Below are 15,756 nucleotides of genomic sequence, written 5' to 3' on the forward strand. Positions count from 1 at the left end.
GAGCCGGCCTTTCCCATGTGCAGAGCCCACTATCCGGTAGCTTCGCCTAGCTCGGGTGTTCCGCAGCCCGCGCCTGAAGACCAAGAATGAGCGCGTCGAGGCCCATCCCAAAAGCGACATCGGCCTGCCGCCGGTCCGCGTTGTCCTTCAGCGCTGACACCGCAGCGGTGAACCGCGGGTAGTGCCCTGCCAGCTGCCCCGACTCGAAGATGGTCTCCGGCGCTGTCGCATCGAACGCGGACCCGAAAATGAAGGATTCCAGCGCGATGATCGCTGGAACAATCAGCGGTTCCGGCCACGCGGCTCGCTCGAACCCACGCGTGACGGCCTCATAGACGGCCAAGGTCTGCGGAGCGCCGCTCACCGGAAGGACAGCGATTACGGGAATCAGGGGTGTGTGGCGGGTAAAGACGTCGCGGTAGGACCACGCGAACCGGCGGATGGCCTGTTCCCATGGTTCTGTTTCGAACCCTGACACGTCCACCTGAGTCATGACGTGGTCCTGCAGCAGAATGAGAACGTCGCCCTTGGACTCCACATGGTTATATAACGACGACGGCGCTACCTTCAGGGCGCGGGCGAGGGAGGACATGGTGAGGCCCTCATACCCGCGGGTTTCGATAAGCGTAAGAGCCGCCCGGGTGATCGCTTCCTGCGAGAGGATCCTGTTCAGTGGCCTGCCGGCGGACCGACGGGCCGGGCCGGTTACGCTGACCATCACTTGTTCCTGATTCCTTCCCGACGGGGAGCAAACGCCTTGCCTCCCTCCACGGTAATGGAAGACCGGAGCGGCGGGGGCATGGAAAACGAACAGTAGTCGTCGCAGCCCCTTCCGGAGTCTCCGCTGTTACCGTAGTGCCATGCCGGAGATGCCTGAGGTCCAGGGGCTCGCACAGTTCCTGGCCAGCAAACTGACGCCTGTGAAGGGTGCCCCTGCTCGCGTGCGTGACGTTCAGCTCGGATCCTTCGCCGTGCTCAAGACGGCTGAGGTGCCACTGGCGACCATCTCATCGATGACGTTCACCGACGTGGACAGGCGGGGGAAGTTCCTCATCCTGAGTCTGGAGGGCGTTCACCTCGTGATGCACCTGGCCCGTGCCGGGTGGCTGAGGTGGTCTGACTCCATTCCGGACACCGCCCTGCGTCCGGGCAAGGGTCCCATCGCACTCCGGCTACGATGCGCCAAACCTGAAGGTTACGGTTTCGACCTCACAGAGGCGGGAACAAAGAAGTCAGCGGCGGCGTACCTCGTCCGCGACGTGGCTGAGGTCCCGGGGCTCAGCAGGCTTGGTCCTGAAGCGCTCGATGTCGGGCTGGAAACGTTCCTGGAGATGCTGCGCGGCCACCGCAGCCAGATCAAAGGGCTCTTGCGGGACCAGTCCTTCATTGCCGGCATAGGCAATGCCTATAGCGATGAAATACTTCATGCCGCCCGGCTCTCACCTTTTGCCCTGGCAACCAATCTCGGCGAGGAACAATTGATCACATTGCACACGGCAATGCACTCGGTTCTGGGGACAGCAATCACAGCGGCAGCCGGCAAGCCCGCCAAGGAGCTCAAGGATGCCAAGCGGCGCGAGATGAAGGTTCACGGACGAACAGGGCAGGAATGCCCTGTGTGCGGCGACACTGTCCGCGAAGTCTCGTTTGCCGATTCGGCTCTTCAGTACTGTCCCACCTGCCAGACAGGCGGCAAGCCGCTCGCCGACCGACGAACTTCCAAGTTTCTCAAGTAACCGCTCAGAGTGCGCCCCACCTGGACTTATGGGGCAACGAAAGCGACGGCGAGATCGGCGCGGTCCTTTTGCAGCTCCAGCGGTGCCCCTAGGATCGAAAGGGTAAGAATCCGGTTCGAACCGAGGAGGTCATCATGACAAGTGATTCAGGCGATCGCGACCAGGACGCGCAGGGCAAGGATTCCAGCAGCACGGAACCGGAGGGAACCATCCCCAACACCGAGGACGGAGTTGGGATCACGACCACTGAGGAACCGAGCAGTTTTGAACCCGAGGAAGATCCCGAGAAGGACTCCGAAAGCGGCGACGGCACGGTCGGCTAGCGGCCCAAACGGTGCCATGACGTCTCAATGAGTTACGGACCTGCAGCATTCAAGGTGCTGCGGGTCCGTAACTCATTAACAGCATCGGTAGCTCACTATGAGCAGCTGTTGGGACTCCGGTTACCCGAGTGAGGGAGCCCGTGACGGGGGTTCGGGGATGTGAACATTCCCGGTTGTGACTCCGCCAGTGATTACATCAGGAGTGTCCATCTGCATGCCGTTGCCCGCCGGCAGGTTGAGCGTCAGGGATCCTTCGTCGTCCTTGTCGGACCCCAGCGCACGCAGCGCGACGGCCACCTCATGGGCGTCAGGACGATCCTGCGCATTTCGTGCAGTCATGCGTGTCAGAAGATTGACCCAGTCGGGGCCGAGGGAATCGGGAACCTCGGGGTCGCGCAGCAGGCGGGCGACGGCCGCCTCCACTATGGGGCCGGGGAACGCCTTCTCTCCGGTCAGACATTCCAGGAGGACGAGACCGAGCGAGTAGATGTCGCTACGCGGTTCCACGGTCGTGCCCTCGGCTTGCTCCGGACTGAGGTAGTTGGCCGTGCCGATCGTGGCGCCGTGAGCAGTGGAATGAGTTGCTTCCACCATGCGGGCAATACCGAAGTCCGTGAGCTTCGGGTAGAGGCGCGTTTCGTGCTCTCCCGAGTGGTACATGAGAATGTTTGCAGGTTTTACATCGCGGTGGATCACACCCTGGGCGTGGATGTACGCGAGCGCGTCAGCAAGGTCTGCCCCCAGCTGAGCAACGTGTTCAGAAGGCAGCGGACCCGCCTTCAGCAACTTACGCAGATCAAGGCCGTCAACCAGTTCCATTACGAGAAAGCTGGTGGTCTTGCCTGTGCCGTCCTCCTGGAGGCCGGCGTCATGAAGGGTGACCAGTCCGGGGTGGTTCAGGGTGGACAGAAGCATCGTTTCCGTGTGCTGCCGCCGGTAATCGTCGTCATCTGAAGTAGTGGGGTTGAAGACCTTGACTGCCACGTCCCGGCCGAGGTTCCGGTCCAGTGCCCGAAACACCGATGCTGCGCCGCCGGTACCAATCAACTCGATGGGTTGGTACCGCTCGGCCAGGAGTTCATCCACGTGAGACCTCCGGGGAAGAAAGAAAGAATGAGGGTGAAGAGCAGGTGATAAGCATGCTGATCACCTCGATTATTCTACCCTGTTCCGGGCAGTGCGAAAGACCGCGCACTATGCCAGAGATCAAAAGTTTGGCAATTGTTACGCTTTGAGGAAGTCGATGGCGGCGCTCTTGAAAGCCCTGGCCGTGACAGCGTTGGTGTGAGTGCGGCCGGGCAGCCACAGGATCTCCGCTTGACCGCTCAGCTCCGCCAACTCAGGCAGCGTGCTTGCGCGCTCGTCCTGGTCTCCGGCTACCAGGAGTAGGGGCATGTGTGGCACCGCGTCAGCCGGCACGAAGGGCTCGCGCTTGATGGCTTCCACCATGGTGAGTAATGCGAAGACGTCGTTTGTGGGAACAAGGCGCGCCATCCGCAACAGGCCGTCGGTGGACTCGTCCTGGATCGGAGTTCCATCCGTCAGGAAGCGCTGCGCAGCCGCGAGGTCGAAGGCAGCCAGCGGGTCCCCGCTTCCCGGTCCGCCGAGCACCATCCGGTGCACCAGTTCCGGCTGCGTTGCGCCGAATTCCCAGGCGAGGCGTGAACCGAGCGAGTATCCGATGATGTCCACGCCGCTTCCCGGCCGGTTGCTGTCAAGCGGCTGAACGTGCGCATCAAGCAGAATTTGCAGCAGATCTGCCCGAATGCGGCTGGGGGAGTATGAGTCCATGTCCTCCGGCGCGGTGCTCGACCCGTGCCCGGGCAGATCCACGGTGATGACCCTGCGGCCCGCGTCGGTCAGCGCGCGGACCCATCCCGAATCTTCCCAGTTGAGCTTGGCGGAGGAGGCAAATCCGTGGAGGAGCAGGACCGGCCTCGACGCGGGTGTGGAGGGCGCCTCGTGAACAACGACGCTCAGTCCCGGATTCGTTCCCTCGACCAGATGATCGCTGTGACGTCCCATGTGCCCTCCTGGTTTTCCTTGCTGCCGCCCTGCCAAGACTTTAGCGTCCTGCGAACGGACCGTTCCGGAAAAGAAAAATGCGGCAGAGAACTGTGCTCCATTGAACAGATCTCCGCCGCCCGGCCAGCAGTGGCCAACCCGTGTGACTTTAGTCACCGCTCCTGTCCGGACGCAAATCGGGGCGCACGGCTCGCACGTAACGTTCAGGTTTTCCCTGTAAGGGCGACCACCGGTCATGCCGATTCGTCTCATGCCGGACGGCGGTTTAGAATGACTTATAGTCAATGTGACTATAAGTAGCTGCAAAACCACCTGACTGTACGCAGCGGGCGCGTTGCAGTATGTACTGCGCGTACCGCACCGACTGGAGTCCAGCTGAAAGGAGGTGCAGGGTGACCATCGCCTCGGCGAACGTATCCGAACGGAGCCAACAGCCGCCGTCGTTGGCTATTTCTACTGTGATCTTCGGGCTACGCCCCAGCGAGGCTTCCGGCCGCCCGACCCTGTGGCTGCCGCTCGTGCGGCGCATCCGTCAGCCGTACCTTGGCCAGTGGGCGCTCCCGGGCGGACCGCTGGCGCACTCTGAATCGCTCCAGGACGCAGCCTCGCGCAATCTTCTCGAGACCACAGGCCTGGCCCCGAAGTACCTCGAGCAGCTGTACGCATTCGGAGGTCTGCACCGGTCGGTCGGGCAGAGGCTCGTTTCCATCGTCTACTGGGCGCTGGTCCAGCCGGACGAGGCGGCACTGACCCGCGAGTCGGAAAATGTGAGGTGGTTCCGCGCCGACAAGCTGGAGCGGCTTGCCTTCGATCACAACGAGATCGTCGACTATGCGTTGTGGCGGCTGCGCAACAAGATGGAGTACGGCTCCATCGCCTATCACTTTCTGGGCGAGCGCTTCACTCTTGCCCAGGTCCGTGAGGTGTACGAGGCAGTCCTGGACAAGGAACTGGACCCGGCGAACTTTCGACGCCAGCTGCGTGCCACCCCGCAGATCGAGCCCACAGAGGAGTACCTCACGGGCACCCGCCATCGTCCACCGCGGCTCTACCGCTATGCGGGTCCCGTGCCGACCGGCGGACCCCGGCAGCCACAGCCCTCCGACGCACCGTAACTCAATACCAACCCACCGAGTATCACCGGCTCGCTCGAGCCCGTTTCCACCAGGGAGAGTCCCATGACAAGCATCAACACCGCCATCCAGCTTCTGACGCGCGAGGACGCTGAGCGGTCAGCAGCAACCCAGGGCAGCACCTGCAGTCCGGACCTCGCCCGTGGACCATGGGAGTTCGACATGCCGGCTACACCCGACCAGGGCCCCGATTATGGACCGGGAGCCTCCATGCTGGACACCGCTCCGGCGGCGACACCCCGTCAGGGTGCCCTGCCCGAGGAGTACAGGCTTGCCGACGACGCCGAGCTTGAAGCACGTATTCTCGCTGCCAAAGAAACGTTGGGGAATCGCCTGGTCATTCTGGGCCACTTCTACCAGCGCGATGAGGTGGTCAAACACGCCGACTTCGTGGGTGACTCGTTCCAGCTGGCCAACGCCGCGTTAACGCGTCCCGACGCTGAAGCGATCGTGTTCTGCGGTGTTCACTTCATGGCTGAGACAGCTGACATCCTCTCCAAGCCCGAGCAGAGCGTAATCCTGCCCAACCTCGCGGCCGGCTGCTCAATGGCCGACATGGCGGATGCAGACTCGGTGGCGGACTGCTGGGAACAGCTGGAGGAACTTTTCGGAACAGAGCCCGACGACGCCGGCCGCCAGCCCGTCATCCCCGTCACCTACATGAATTCTTCGGCGGCGCTGAAGGCCTTCTGCGGGCGCAACGGCGGCATAGTCTGCACCTCCTCGAACGCGGCGACGGTGCTCCAGTGGGCCTTCGAACGGGGCCAGAGAGTCCTCTTCTTCCCTGACCAGCACCTGGGCCGCAATACGGCGAAGGCTATGGGCGTGTCGCTGAATGAGATGCCCATGTGGAACCCCCGCAAAGTGCTCGGCGGCAACTCGGAACAGGAGCTCGTAGATTCACGCGTGATCCTCTGGCACGGGTTCTGCTCGGTCCACAAGCGGTTCACGGTCAACCAGATCGAGAAGGCGCGGGCGGAGTACCCGGGCGTCAGGGTCATCGTGCACCCGGAGTGCCCGATGCCCGTCGTCGATGCGGCGGATGAGGCCGGCTCCACCGACTACATCCGCAAGGCCATCGCCGCAGCAGCACCGGGCGGCACCTTCGCGGTGGGCACGGAAATCAACATGGTGAATCGGCTCGCGGCTGAGTTCCCGCAACACACCATTTTCTGCCTGGACCCGGTCATCTGCCCGTGCTCAACGATGTACCGGATCCACCCGGGGTATCTCGCCTGGGTGCTTGAGGGCCTTGTGGCCGGGGAAGTGCGGAACCAGATCGTTGTCGAAGCGGACGTTGCGGCCCACGCCCGCGTAGCGCTGGAACGGATGCTGGCGGCCAAGCCATGACCCATGTCCTGGTGGTCGGCAGCGGAATAGCCGGCCTGTACACGGCGCTGGAGTTGCGTCGGCAATCGGACGTGCACGTCACAGTTCTGGCGAAAGGCACCCTTGCAGAAAGCAACACCTGGTACGCGCAGGGCGGGATCGCGGCGGTACTCTCCACCTCCACCCACGGACTTTCCGCAGCTGCGGTCCCCGATGTGGACAGCGTCGACCAGCACGTCGCCGACACCCTCGCTGCAGGCGCCGGGCTCTGTGACGAAGCTGCCGTACGCCTGCTGTGTTCAGAGGCGGCGCCGGCGATCGGCAGGCTGGCCGATCTTGGCGCCTCGTTCGACCGTGCTCCCGATGGGAATCTGGCAGTTGGCCGGGAAGCTGCCCACGCCGCTTCCCGCATCCTTCATATCGGCGGAGACGCCACCGGTGCCGGCATCGCGGCCCCGCTGATCCGCGCCGCCCGGCAGGATCCCGGCATCACGTTGCGCGAACACGCCTTCGCCGCAGACCTGGTTACCACGGGCGGTCAGGTGACAGGCGTCGTCGTACTTCACGATGGTGGACTGGAAACGGTGTCAGCTGACGCCGTCGTACTCGCCACCGGCGGTGCAGGAGGACTGTTCCAGCACAGCACCAATCCGTCAGTAGCCACGGGCGACGGCGTTGCTGCTGCCTGGCGCGCGGGTGCCGCGCTCGCCGATCTCGAGTTCTTCCAGTTTCACCCGACCTCCCTGAACGTTGCCGGACATCCGCTGATCTCGGAGGCCGTCCGGGGGGAAGGCGCGGTGCTCAGGGACAGCTCCGGGCGGCGGTTCATGACCGACTATCACCCGGCCGGTGAGCTTGCGCCCCGGGACGTCGTTTCGCGAAGCATCGGGCTGCACCTGGCTCGAACCGGAGGGGTGGAGGTGTATCTCGACGCAACGGGCCTCGGAGCCGATTTCCTTGCCCGCCGATTCCCCACCTTGACCGCGGTGACGCGGCAGGCGGGCTTTGACTGGGCGCGCGAGTGGCTGCCCGTGGTTCCCGCCGCGCATTACTGGATGGGCGGAGTGCTCAGTGACTCCCGTGGGCGAACATCGCTACCCGGTCTGTATGCGGTGGGGGAGGTCGCGAGAACAGGGGTGCACGGTGCAAACCGGCTCGCATCCAACTCGCTGCTGGAGGGACTGGTCTTCGGCGCCCGCGCAGCGGAAGCGATCGCCACCGGACCCGGGACGTGGCCTGCCGTCAAGGCACCGGCATTGGACCTGGCGCCCGGGCCGCTTGAGGCAGACCGGAACGATGTACGGCGCATCATGTCCGAGCACGTCTCCGTTCTGCGGGACGAGGCCGGCCTCCGCGTTGCCTCCAAGCAGCTGGCGGAATGGCGATCGACGGGCTCGTCGCTTGCGCAGCGGGAAACCGCCAACCTCCTGCTCTGTTCCCGGCTCATCGCCTCGGCGGCGCTCTCACGGGAGGAATCGCGTGGAGCGCACTATCGGTCCGATTTTCCCGGCACATCTGCCGAACCGGGCAACCCCATTATTCTGAGGAGACCCTCGTGAAGTACGCCCCGCCTAAGCCGTCAACGGCCGACGTCGACCGCATTGTTTCCGCTGCGCTCGCTGAAGATGCTCCGTGGGGAGACGTGACCTCGCAGACGCTTATTCCGTCAGACGCGCGTGCCGAGGCCGCCGTTGTGGCGCGCGAGTCCGGCGTGTTCTGCGGAGAACAGGTCGTTGAGGCAGCCATGCGCCTCACTGATCCGCAGATTGAGGTGAGGTTTGAGGTCCGGGACGGCGACGTGTTCGACGTCGGCGCTGTGCTGGCCTTCGTGTCCGGGCCGGCTCGCTCGGTACTCACTGCAGAGCGCGTGGCGCTTAACCTCGCCCAGCGGCTGAGCGGCATTGCTACGCTCACGGCACGGTTCGTCGCTGAGGTCGCCGGAACCGGTGCCCGCGTCGTGGATACGCGGAAAACGACGCCGGGACTGCGCGTCCTTGAGCGGCATGCAGTGCGCTGCGGCGGTGCATCAAATCACCGGTTCAGCCTCTCCGACGCGGTCATGGCGAAGGACAATCACCTCGCCGTCCTGACGCAGGGGGGTACCGTCGACCTGACCGACGCTTTGCGCGAAGCCCGACGCAGGCTGCCGCACACGGTCCACTTCGAGGTCGAAGTCGACCGGCTCGACCAGATCGAACCGGTGCTTGCAGCGGGCGTCGACACCATCATGCTAGACAACTTCAGCCTCGATGACCTGGCAGCCGGAGTGAAGCAGATAGCAGGGCGCGCGCTGGTGGAGGCCAGCGGCAATGTGCGGTTGGAAACCGTCGGAGCCATCGCGCGCACCGGCGTCGACATCATCTCGTCCGGAGCGCTGACGCACAGTGTGCGGGCGCTTGATCTCGGCCTGGACATCCACATTGACGGCACTGCTGATTCAGGCCGCCGTGGTGGGCGGAGTTCGTCGGAGGGCGTGCGATGATCTACCTCGACGCTGCAGCGACCACCCCGGTGCGCCGGGAGGTTCTCGAAGCAATGTGGCCCCTGCTCACCAGCGAGTACGGAAACCCGTCCAGCCACCACACGGTCGGAGAGTCGGCTGCGCGGGTCCTCGGGTACGCGCGCACTCTGGTGGCCACGGAGCTGAACTGTAAGCCGGCCGACGTCGTCTTCACCTCGGGCGGCACTGAGGCGGACAACCTGGCGATCAAGGGGATTGCCCTGGCACGTCCCAAAGGGCGGCATATCCTTGCGTCGGCGATTGAGCATCCCGCCGTCATCGAAACGCTGGACTACCTGAAGCGGTTGCATGGTTTCCGCATCACGCTCCTCCCGGTGACGTCCGAGGGTCTGGTCAGAGAAGAGGCACTCCGTGAGGCGCTCGATCCGGAGACCACGCTGTGCACCATCATGTACGCCAACAACGAGGTAGGCACCGTTCAACCTCTTGCCTCCCTGGCCTCAATGTGCCATGAACAGGGAGTGCCCTTCCACACCGATGCGGTGCAGGCGGCCGGTTGGCTGCCGCTGGATACAACCGAACTGGGCGTGGATGCCATGAGCATCTCCGGCCACAAGCTCGGCGCACCGAAAGGGTGCGGTTTCCTGTATGTCCGCTCGCGACTGCCGCTTGAGCCGCTGGTCCATGGCGGTGGGCAGGAACGGGGACGGCGGTCGGGGACCGAAAATGTTGCCGGCGCAGTGGCCATTGCTACCGCCTTGCGGCTGGCGCATCAGGCGCGGACCGAACACTCTGCTGCTTCCGTGGCCCGCCGGGACCACCTGGTCCGAACTGTGCTCGAAGGCGTGGATGGGGCGGTGCTGACCGGGCACCCGACACAGCGGTTGCCGAACATCGCCTCGTTCTGCTTCCCCGGTGCCAGCGGTGAGGCAATCCTGCTTGAGCTGGAGCGAGCCGGCGTTGTGTCTTCCAGCGGGTCGGCGTGCGCGGCCGGCGCCAGCGAACCCTCTGCTGTCCTGCTTGCGATGGGCCTGGAGGCTGAGGTCGCCCAGACAGCGCTACGGCTTTCCTGGACCGCTGCGACGAGTGACGCCGAGATCGCGCTCGCTGCTCGTGCTGTTGTCTCGTCCGTCAGAACCGTTCAGGGAATCGGAAGCCGGGCGTAGACGCGACAGCAAACCGGAGACAGCTGCCGGGTCCTCCAGGTGTGCGAAGTGTCCGGCGTCGGCCAGCACCACCGCGTGGGCGTGCGGCAGAAGGGCGGCGAGTGCGTGCAATTCGGCCGGACGGGTGAAGATGTCCTTGCTTCCCCGCGCGAGAACGGTCGGCGTTGCGATCGATCGCCAGATGCCGGCGTCGTACTTCCGCAAGGCGCTCGACGCCGCGATGAATGATGCCGGCCGTGCGTCGATTGCGAGGTCTTCGAACACCTGGCGCCGCAGGCTGAAAGGGCGGGCGAACAGCGGGCTGAGGATCAGACGCAGCAGGCCGAGACGCTCGACGTGTCGAAGCAGCACGGACGATTGACGCCCGAACGCCCGCAGCAGCACCATCAGCACGTACATTCCGACAAACGGCGCCATTGCTGGATGGCGGAAGGGTTGACTCAGGGCGGTCTGTGCGGTCAACGCGGTGGGGGAGAGGGCGAGGACGGCGTGCGTTTCAGCGGGGCACGACGCCGCGATGTCCAGTGCCAGCACGGCTCCCATGGAATGGCCGAAGAGGTACCAGGACCGGTAGCCGAGGGACGTCAATACTTCGACCACCGCGCGGCTCTGTTGGTGCACGGCGAATGTTCCGGAAACTTCGGAATCGCCCCAACCCGGCAAGTCGAGAAAGACCAGGTCGAACCTCGAATGAGGTTGGTTCATTTGAGCCCGGAAAGTTCGCCACGAGCCGGAAGCACCGTGCAGGAAAACCCACGGCGGTGCCTTCTGACCCGGTGTGGCGGGTGACATAGCCGGCAGCACACGGACCACCGCCGTGCCGAGGGAGGTGCTGATCGAACGCTTCACACTAGGAATTCTCAGCCGCGCCCGATGCGGATGTCTCCTCGTGATCTTCCTCACTGCATAGAGTGGGAGGCAGGAAAGTATCGGAGAGGATTCGGCATGGCAAGATCCGGCATGGCACGACTCGCGATGGCACGAAGTGCGGGGTTTCGTCTTCTGAGCAGCGCGGTGCTCCTGACCGTGGCCGCCGCGTCGATCACCGGCTGTGACGACCTTGTCATCGGCGATCGCCCGCCCGCCAGTCCTTCCGTCGGTGCAACTACTGAAGGTGGGGCTTCCGCGACCCCCAGTGAAACCCCGGTTCCATTGCCCATGCTCCCGGAACGCCCAGCGCCGGGCGACGGCTGGACCGTCTTCACGGATGAGCAGCGGCTGGTCAGCTTTGAGCTGCTGGAAGGCTGGACTGTCGAGACGATCGAAGACCCCGGGGAAGGGTTCGATGAGGGTGGGTTGCACTTTGAGGTGTCGAACGCCGAAGGACAGAGGCTGGCTCAATTGCACACACGCATCACGCCGGTGTCCGAGGAATGCGCCCCTGATGCCGCAAGCCCGTATGTTGTGTTGAGCAGTGAACCCGTTGACATCCCCTCGACCGCCGAAGCAGAGGGGTCCATCGCGCCGCGTTTCGTGGTGCGGCTCGCGCAGGGTTTCAGGTTTTTCAGTTCATATGGGCTGACCGATGTGGTCGGTGGGGCGGACGGTGCAGCGTGCGTGCTCAAGAACACTGTGCAGGGGCCCGAGCACATCGGGCTTTATTCCTTCGGGGACGCAACCGAGTTGCGTGCCTTGGACCCCACCCAGGTCGGCTCACGGACAGAATCATTCGCGACTATCGCCGAAGCGCAGAAACGGTTCGGCCAGAAGGGCTTTGACCAGATTCGCCGGATGATCATGTCGCTACAGGTCGCGAGCTAAACCCGGGCGGGGCTCAATCGGTCTCGGGAGTCTGCTACTTGGAGACGGCTTTGCTGACCTCTGCCGGCGACTCATACTCCTTGTCAGCGATGCCCCTCAGCGCTTCGAGCACGGTGTCGTCCGCGCCGGAGCTCTCCGCGTTGCTGACCAGGTCATCCTTCTTCGCAGGATAGCTGACGCCGCCGAGGGCTTTCTGGATGTCGATCGGGCTCGGAGAATCGGCCATGGTCTTCCCTTTCGCTAGCTCTGCTCGGTATTCCGGATGGCTTCGCTGCTCCCGACTGAGACCGGCACAAGGTCGGCGGTCGCTTGGAATCCAGAACCAACAGTATGGTTACCATTCCGTTCTGTTCAAGGGTTCGATGGCAGATGCCGTCCGGGGTGTCACCCCACCGCCGGAAGCCCGGCGAAGCTCACTCCCGTGAGCTCTTCGCTGACTGACCACAGTCGCGCGGAGACCTCCTCATCGAGTACAGAGGGCGCCGGCGCAACCAGGACAGGCTTTCCACGGGTTTCCCCCGGTCCATCCGGACCGTAATAGTCCCCGCCGTGCACTTGCGGGCCGGTGGCGGCCAACAGAATGGGTTTCGCGCCCTCAACATCCGACTGGCCCATGACCCGGAAGAAGCCACCCATCAGGTCCAGGACGGCCGCCCCGCGCATCCCGGCGGTCAGGTTCGTCGTCGAAAGCCCCGGGTGGGCGGCGACGGCGATGACTGGCCACCCGACTGCCCGCAGACGGCGGTCCAGTTCCATGGTGAACAGCAGATTGGCGAGCTTGCTCTGGCTGTAGGCCTTCCACGGCCGGTACCTGGAGCGCGCATTCAGGTCGTCGAAGTGAATCCGTCCGCGACGATGAGCAAGCGAAGATACCGTGACCACCCTGGCAGCGTCCGACCGGCGGAGGGCATCCAGGAGCAGGCCGGTCAGGGCGAAATGCCCGAGATGATTGATGCCGAATTGCTGTTCGAAGCCGTCCGCCGTCCGTTTCAACGGCGTCGCCATGACTCCGGCATTGTTCACCAGAAGATCCAGCGGTCCGGTCCAGTCACGGCTGAACGATCGCACAGATTCAAGATTCCCGAGGTCGAGCGGCCTCACTGTGAGGGATGCGCTCCCTGTCGCCTCCCGGGCGATCCGAAGAGCAGCCGCACCCCGCTCCTCGCTGCGGCACGCCAGAACCACCGCTGCACCACGCCGGGCCAGGCCGATTGCGGTCTGCAGCCCCAGCCCGCTGTTGGCCCCGGTAACGACGGCGGTCAGCCCGTCCAAGCGATGTTCTCCGGAACTTTCCGCGGAAGAGCGATTCACAACGTGTACCTTTCTCGTCGTACCGTGTTACAGCCAGTGTTACAGACCGGCACCATTCATCGCTCATCAACAGCCGCGAGGAGCTACCAGGAATGAACCGATTGGTTACGGCCAAGCTGACCGCCCGGACGCGGGCCTCGACCTCCATGGCCTTCTCTGTGGCGGTTGCCCGCAATTCCGGTTATTCCGCAGTCGATGAAGTCCTGGAAGTGACTGCCGACGGCGAACCGGTGGCACTCACCCCCGTCGCTGACGTCCACGGCGGAATCCTCCACACGCTGACGCTTGAGCAACCCGCGAACCTTGAACTGAACTATCGCGCCGAGGTGTCCGGCGTTGCTGACGAGCCCGAGAAGGACGACGCCGACCTCGTCCGTTACGTGCGCCCCAGCCGTTACTGCGAATCGGACCGGTTGCTGCCGACCTCGTACGCTTTGTTCGGGTCTCTGCAGGGCAGCGAACTGCTGTCCGCAGTGCGGGAATGGGTGAGCGGAAATCTCAGCTATGTTTCCGGCTCCTCGCGCCATACCGACGGCGCGACTGACACGCTGCTGGCGCGGCGCGGAGTCTGCCGCGACTACGCTCATCTGGCGATCGCACTGCTGAGGGCCAAAGATGTTCCCGCCCGGCTTGTGTCGGTTTACGCGCCCGGCCTGACGCCGATGGACTTCCACGCTGTCGTGGAGGCGTGGGCGGACGGCGCCTGGCATGTCATCGATGCAACCGGCCTCGCGCCGAGGACCAACCTGCTGCGCATAGCAACGGGCCGGGACGCCTCGGACACGGCCTTCCTGTCGACGGTCGGCGGGAGCCTCACACTGGACACCCTTGAGGTCACCGCCACGGTGGACACCCTGCACGACGACGACGGCGCTTCCCTCGTCCGTCTCCGGTAGCGCATCCGCACGGAGGCCGGAAGAGGCGGTCACCTCGACCCGTGCGCGCCGTCGTCGTTCTCGAGGCCGGCCCTGATTTTCGCGGTCAGGGCCAGCAGTTGCTCCATCTCGGCCTCGTCCAGCAACGGACCGAGCAGGCCGTGAATGGTGCGTACGTGTGCCGCACCGATCTCCCGCTGCAGTCGCCGGCCTTCATCGGTAAGTGCAAGCAGCACGCCCCGCTGATCGTCGGGTGCCTGCTTGCGCTGAATGAGGCCCTTGGATTCCAGCCGTTCCGCCATCCGGCTGAGGCTCGGCTGGCTGATCAGGAGGTGGCTGTTGAGCTCGTTGAGGCGGGTCCAGCCGGTGGGGCAGCGGCTGAGGTTGAACAGCACGTCGTATTCGCCGATCGCGAGGTTCGAAAAAGACGGGTCCCTCCGCAGTCGCCGCATCACCGCGACCTGTGCCCGGAAGAGGGACTCCCAGGCGTCAGCGGTGAGGCGCAGCGGTGTGGCCGGTGTCTCAGGCATTGGCAGGCACCGCAGCCTTCCGGTTCTCGAACGTCGGGGGAGCGGGAACGTTGGCAGGCGTGCGCTCGGCGAATTCCTTGCGCAGCGTGGGCAGGACGTCTGATCCAAACAGGTCAAGCTGCTCCAGTACCGTCTTGAGCGGCAGCCCGGCATGGTCGACGAGGAACAGCTGGCGCTGGTAATCGCCGAAGAACTCGCGGAAGGTCAGAGTCTTGTCGATCAGCTCCTGCGGGCTGCCCACGGTCAGCGGCGTCTGGGACGTGAAGTCCTCGAGGGAGGGCCCGTGGCCGTACACCGGCGCGTTGTCGAAGTAGGGCCGGAACTCGTTGACGGCGTCCTGCGACTTGGGCCGGATGAAGAACTGCCCGCCCAGTCCGACGATCGCCTGCTCGGGCGTGCCATGGCCGTAGTGCGCATACCGCTCACGGTAGAGCGAAATGAGCTGCTGGTAGTGCTCCTTGGGCCAGAAGATGTTGTTCGCAAAATAGCCGTCTCCGTAGTAGGCGGCGATCTCGGCGACCTGCGGAGTGCGGATGGAACCGTGCCAGACAAAGGGGGCAACGCCGTCGAGCGGGCGGGGAGTGGAGGTGAAGTTATGCAGGGGGGTGCGGTGCTTGCCCTCCCACGTCACGACGTCCTCGTCCCAGAGCCGGCGCAGCAGATGGTAGTTCTCGACCGTGAGGTCAACGCTGTCCTGCGGGTTCTTGCCGAACCAGGGATAGACCGGCGCGGTGTTTCCACGTCCCAGAATGAGGTCCACCCGGCCGTCAGCAAGATGCTGGAGCATGGCGTAGTCCTCGGCGATCTTGACCGGGTCATTGGTGGTGATCAGCGTGGTGGAGGTCGAGAGGATGATCCGCGAGGTCTGCGCCGCGACGTAACCGAGCATGGTGGTGGGGGAGCTGGGTACGAACGGCCGGTTGTGGTGTTCACCGGTTGCAAAGACATCAAGGCCGACGTCCTCGGCGTGCTTCGCAATGGTGACCATTGCCTTGATGCGTTCGTGCTCAGTGGGAGCAGTGTTGGTGGTGGGGTCAACCGTTACATCGCCGACGCTGAAGATACCGAGTTGCATGGGATTCCTCCTCCTAGAAGTACATGCATTT

Annotated in this window: 17 protein-coding genes; 9 read left to right on the forward strand and 8 right to left on the reverse strand. The window is 64.2% G+C overall.

Annotated features, from left to right (window positions below):
• Positions 1 to 46: 46 nt before the first annotated feature.
• Positions 47 to 718 (reverse strand): TetR/AcrR family transcriptional regulator, encoded by a 672-nt coding sequence (locus AC5RU3_RS03880; protein WP_309071098.1) that lies wholly within the window; start codon positions 716 to 718, stop codon positions 47 to 49.
• 142 nt (positions 719 to 860) lie between these two features.
• Between AC5RU3_RS03880 and AC5RU3_RS03885 the strand changes: the two genes are divergently transcribed.
• Complete coding sequence (locus AC5RU3_RS03885; RefSeq protein ID WP_493964896.1) at positions 861 to 1,736, forward strand: DNA-formamidopyrimidine glycosylase family protein; 876 nt, start codon at positions 861 to 863, stop codon at positions 1,734 to 1,736.
• 134 nt (positions 1,737 to 1,870) lie between these two features.
• Positions 1,871 to 2,059, forward strand: coding sequence for a hypothetical protein (locus tag AC5RU3_RS03890; RefSeq protein ID WP_493964897.1), 189 nt, complete (start codon positions 1,871 to 1,873; stop codon positions 2,057 to 2,059).
• Positions 2,060 to 2,179: 120 nt separating this feature from the next.
• Here AC5RU3_RS03890 and AC5RU3_RS03895 read toward each other — a convergent pair whose 3' ends face one another.
• On the reverse strand, positions 2,180 to 3,145 hold the full coding sequence (locus tag AC5RU3_RS03895) for a serine/threonine-protein kinase (protein ID WP_493964898.1): 966 nt from the start codon (positions 3,143 to 3,145) through the stop codon (positions 2,180 to 2,182).
• Between the two features lie 138 nt (positions 3,146 to 3,283).
• Positions 3,284 to 4,084 (reverse strand): alpha/beta fold hydrolase, encoded by an 801-nt coding sequence (locus tag AC5RU3_RS03900; RefSeq protein ID WP_493964899.1) that lies wholly within the window; start codon positions 4,082 to 4,084, stop codon positions 3,284 to 3,286.
• Between the two features lie 392 nt (positions 4,085 to 4,476).
• On the opposite strand from AC5RU3_RS03900, the gene AC5RU3_RS03905 reads away from it, so the two are divergent.
• The 5 genes from AC5RU3_RS03905 (at position 4,477) to AC5RU3_RS03925 (ending at position 10,173) form a co-directional block, all read left to right on the forward strand.
• Positions 4,477 to 5,199, forward strand: a complete 723-nt coding sequence (locus tag AC5RU3_RS03905; RefSeq protein ID WP_493964900.1) for an NUDIX hydrolase — start codon at positions 4,477 to 4,479, stop codon at positions 5,197 to 5,199.
• A 63-nt stretch (positions 5,200 to 5,262) separates the two neighbouring features.
• The gene (gene nadA / locus AC5RU3_RS03910) at positions 5,263 to 6,567 is read left to right on the forward strand and encodes a quinolinate synthase NadA (RefSeq protein ID WP_309071104.1); all 1,305 of its coding nucleotides are present in this window, start codon (positions 5,263 to 5,265) and stop codon (positions 6,565 to 6,567) included.
• A complete protein-coding gene (nadB, locus tag AC5RU3_RS03915) occupies positions 6,564 to 8,105 on the forward strand; it encodes an L-aspartate oxidase (protein WP_309124176.1) in 1,542 nt (513 codons plus the stop codon). Before nadA ends, nadB begins: the two co-directional genes overlap by 4 nt.
• Positions 8,102 to 9,028 (forward strand): carboxylating nicotinate-nucleotide diphosphorylase, encoded by a 927-nt coding sequence (gene nadC, locus AC5RU3_RS03920; protein WP_309071571.1) that lies wholly within the window; start codon positions 8,102 to 8,104, stop codon positions 9,026 to 9,028. Before nadB ends, nadC begins: the two co-directional genes overlap by 4 nt.
• The gene (locus AC5RU3_RS03925) at positions 9,025 to 10,173 is read left to right on the forward strand and encodes a cysteine desulfurase family protein (protein WP_493964901.1); all 1,149 of its coding nucleotides are present in this window, start codon (positions 9,025 to 9,027) and stop codon (positions 10,171 to 10,173) included. Before nadC ends, AC5RU3_RS03925 begins: the two co-directional genes overlap by 4 nt.
• Here AC5RU3_RS03925 and AC5RU3_RS03930 read toward each other — a convergent pair.
• Entirely contained in the window at positions 10,066 to 11,022 is a 957-nt protein-coding gene (locus AC5RU3_RS03930; protein ID WP_309071573.1) for an alpha/beta fold hydrolase, read from the reverse strand. The genes AC5RU3_RS03925 and AC5RU3_RS03930 overlap by 108 nt on opposite strands.
• Positions 11,023 to 11,118: 96 nt before the next feature.
• Here AC5RU3_RS03930 and AC5RU3_RS03935 point away from each other — a divergent pair, with 96 nt between their 5' ends.
• Positions 11,119 to 11,934 (forward strand): hypothetical protein, encoded by an 816-nt coding sequence (locus tag AC5RU3_RS03935; RefSeq protein ID WP_493964902.1) that lies wholly within the window; start codon positions 11,119 to 11,121, stop codon positions 11,932 to 11,934.
• A 34-nt stretch (positions 11,935 to 11,968) separates the two neighbouring features.
• Here the strand turns inward: AC5RU3_RS03935 and AC5RU3_RS03940 are convergent, their stop codons facing one another.
• Positions 11,969 to 12,160: a DUF2795 domain-containing protein gene (locus AC5RU3_RS03940; protein WP_309071575.1), complete on the reverse strand. Its 192-nt coding sequence runs from the start codon at positions 12,158 to 12,160 to the stop codon at positions 11,969 to 11,971.
• 158 nt (positions 12,161 to 12,318) lie between these two features.
• Positions 12,319 to 13,245 carry an oxidoreductase gene (locus tag AC5RU3_RS03945; protein WP_309124180.1) on the reverse strand — a complete coding sequence of 309 codons (927 nt, stop codon included), beginning with the start codon at positions 13,243 to 13,245 and terminating at the stop codon, positions 12,319 to 12,321.
• 92 nt (positions 13,246 to 13,337) lie between these two features.
• Here AC5RU3_RS03945 and AC5RU3_RS03950 point away from each other — a divergent pair, with 92 nt between their 5' ends.
• The gene (locus AC5RU3_RS03950) at positions 13,338 to 14,141 is read left to right on the forward strand and encodes a transglutaminase-like domain-containing protein (protein ID WP_309124181.1); all 804 of its coding nucleotides are present in this window, start codon (positions 13,338 to 13,340) and stop codon (positions 14,139 to 14,141) included.
• Between the two features lie 29 nt (positions 14,142 to 14,170).
• Here AC5RU3_RS03950 and AC5RU3_RS03955 read toward each other — a convergent pair whose 3' ends face one another.
• Together AC5RU3_RS03955 and AC5RU3_RS03960 are read right to left on the reverse strand one after the other, a co-directional pair.
• Entirely contained in the window at positions 14,171 to 14,650 is a 480-nt protein-coding gene (locus tag AC5RU3_RS03955) for a MarR family winged helix-turn-helix transcriptional regulator (RefSeq protein ID WP_309071578.1), read from the reverse strand.
• On the reverse strand, positions 14,643 to 15,725 hold the full coding sequence (locus AC5RU3_RS03960; RefSeq protein ID WP_309124182.1) for an LLM class flavin-dependent oxidoreductase: 1,083 nt from the start codon (positions 15,723 to 15,725) through the stop codon (positions 14,643 to 14,645). The genes AC5RU3_RS03955 and AC5RU3_RS03960 overlap by 8 nt, the downstream gene beginning before the upstream one ends.
• Between the last annotated feature and the right edge of the window lie 31 nt (positions 15,726 to 15,756).

Source organism: Arthrobacter sp. MDB1-55 (assembly GCF_059092925.1).

Bases quoted from the DNA above. Each gene is read 5' to 3' on its own strand.
- nadB (WP_309124176.1), top strand. From the start codon at position 6,564: ATGACCCATGTCCTGGTGGTCGGCAGCGGAATAGCCGGCCTGTACACG.
- AC5RU3_RS03925 (WP_493964901.1), top strand. From the start codon at position 9,025: ATGATCTACCTCGACGCTGCAGCGACCACCCCGGTGCGCCGGGAGGTT.
- AC5RU3_RS03960 (WP_309124182.1), bottom strand. From the start codon at position 15,725: ATGCAACTCGGTATCTTCAGCGTCGGCGATGTAACGGTTGACCCCACC.
- AC5RU3_RS03885 (WP_493964896.1), top strand. From the start codon at position 861: ATGCCGGAGATGCCTGAGGTCCAGGGGCTCGCACAGTTCCTGGCCAGC.
- AC5RU3_RS03900 (WP_493964899.1), bottom strand. From the start codon at position 4,084: ATGGGACGTCACAGCGATCATCTGGTCGAGGGAACGAATCCGGGACTG.
- nadA (WP_309071104.1), top strand. From the start codon at position 5,263: ATGACAAGCATCAACACCGCCATCCAGCTTCTGACGCGCGAGGACGCT.
- AC5RU3_RS03950 (WP_309124181.1), top strand. From the start codon at position 13,338: ATGAACCGATTGGTTACGGCCAAGCTGACCGCCCGGACGCGGGCCTCG.
- AC5RU3_RS03890 (WP_493964897.1), top strand. From the start codon at position 1,871: ATGACAAGTGATTCAGGCGATCGCGACCAGGACGCGCAGGGCAAGGAT.
- AC5RU3_RS03940 (WP_309071575.1), bottom strand. From the start codon at position 12,160: ATGGCCGATTCTCCGAGCCCGATCGACATCCAGAAAGCCCTCGGCGGC.
- AC5RU3_RS03880 (WP_309071098.1), bottom strand. From the start codon at position 718: ATGGTCAGCGTAACCGGCCCGGCCCGTCGGTCCGCCGGCAGGCCACTG.
- AC5RU3_RS03955 (WP_309071578.1), bottom strand. From the start codon at position 14,650: ATGCCTGAGACACCGGCCACACCGCTGCGCCTCACCGCTGACGCCTGG.
- AC5RU3_RS03935 (WP_493964902.1), top strand. From the start codon at position 11,119: ATGGCAAGATCCGGCATGGCACGACTCGCGATGGCACGAAGTGCGGGG.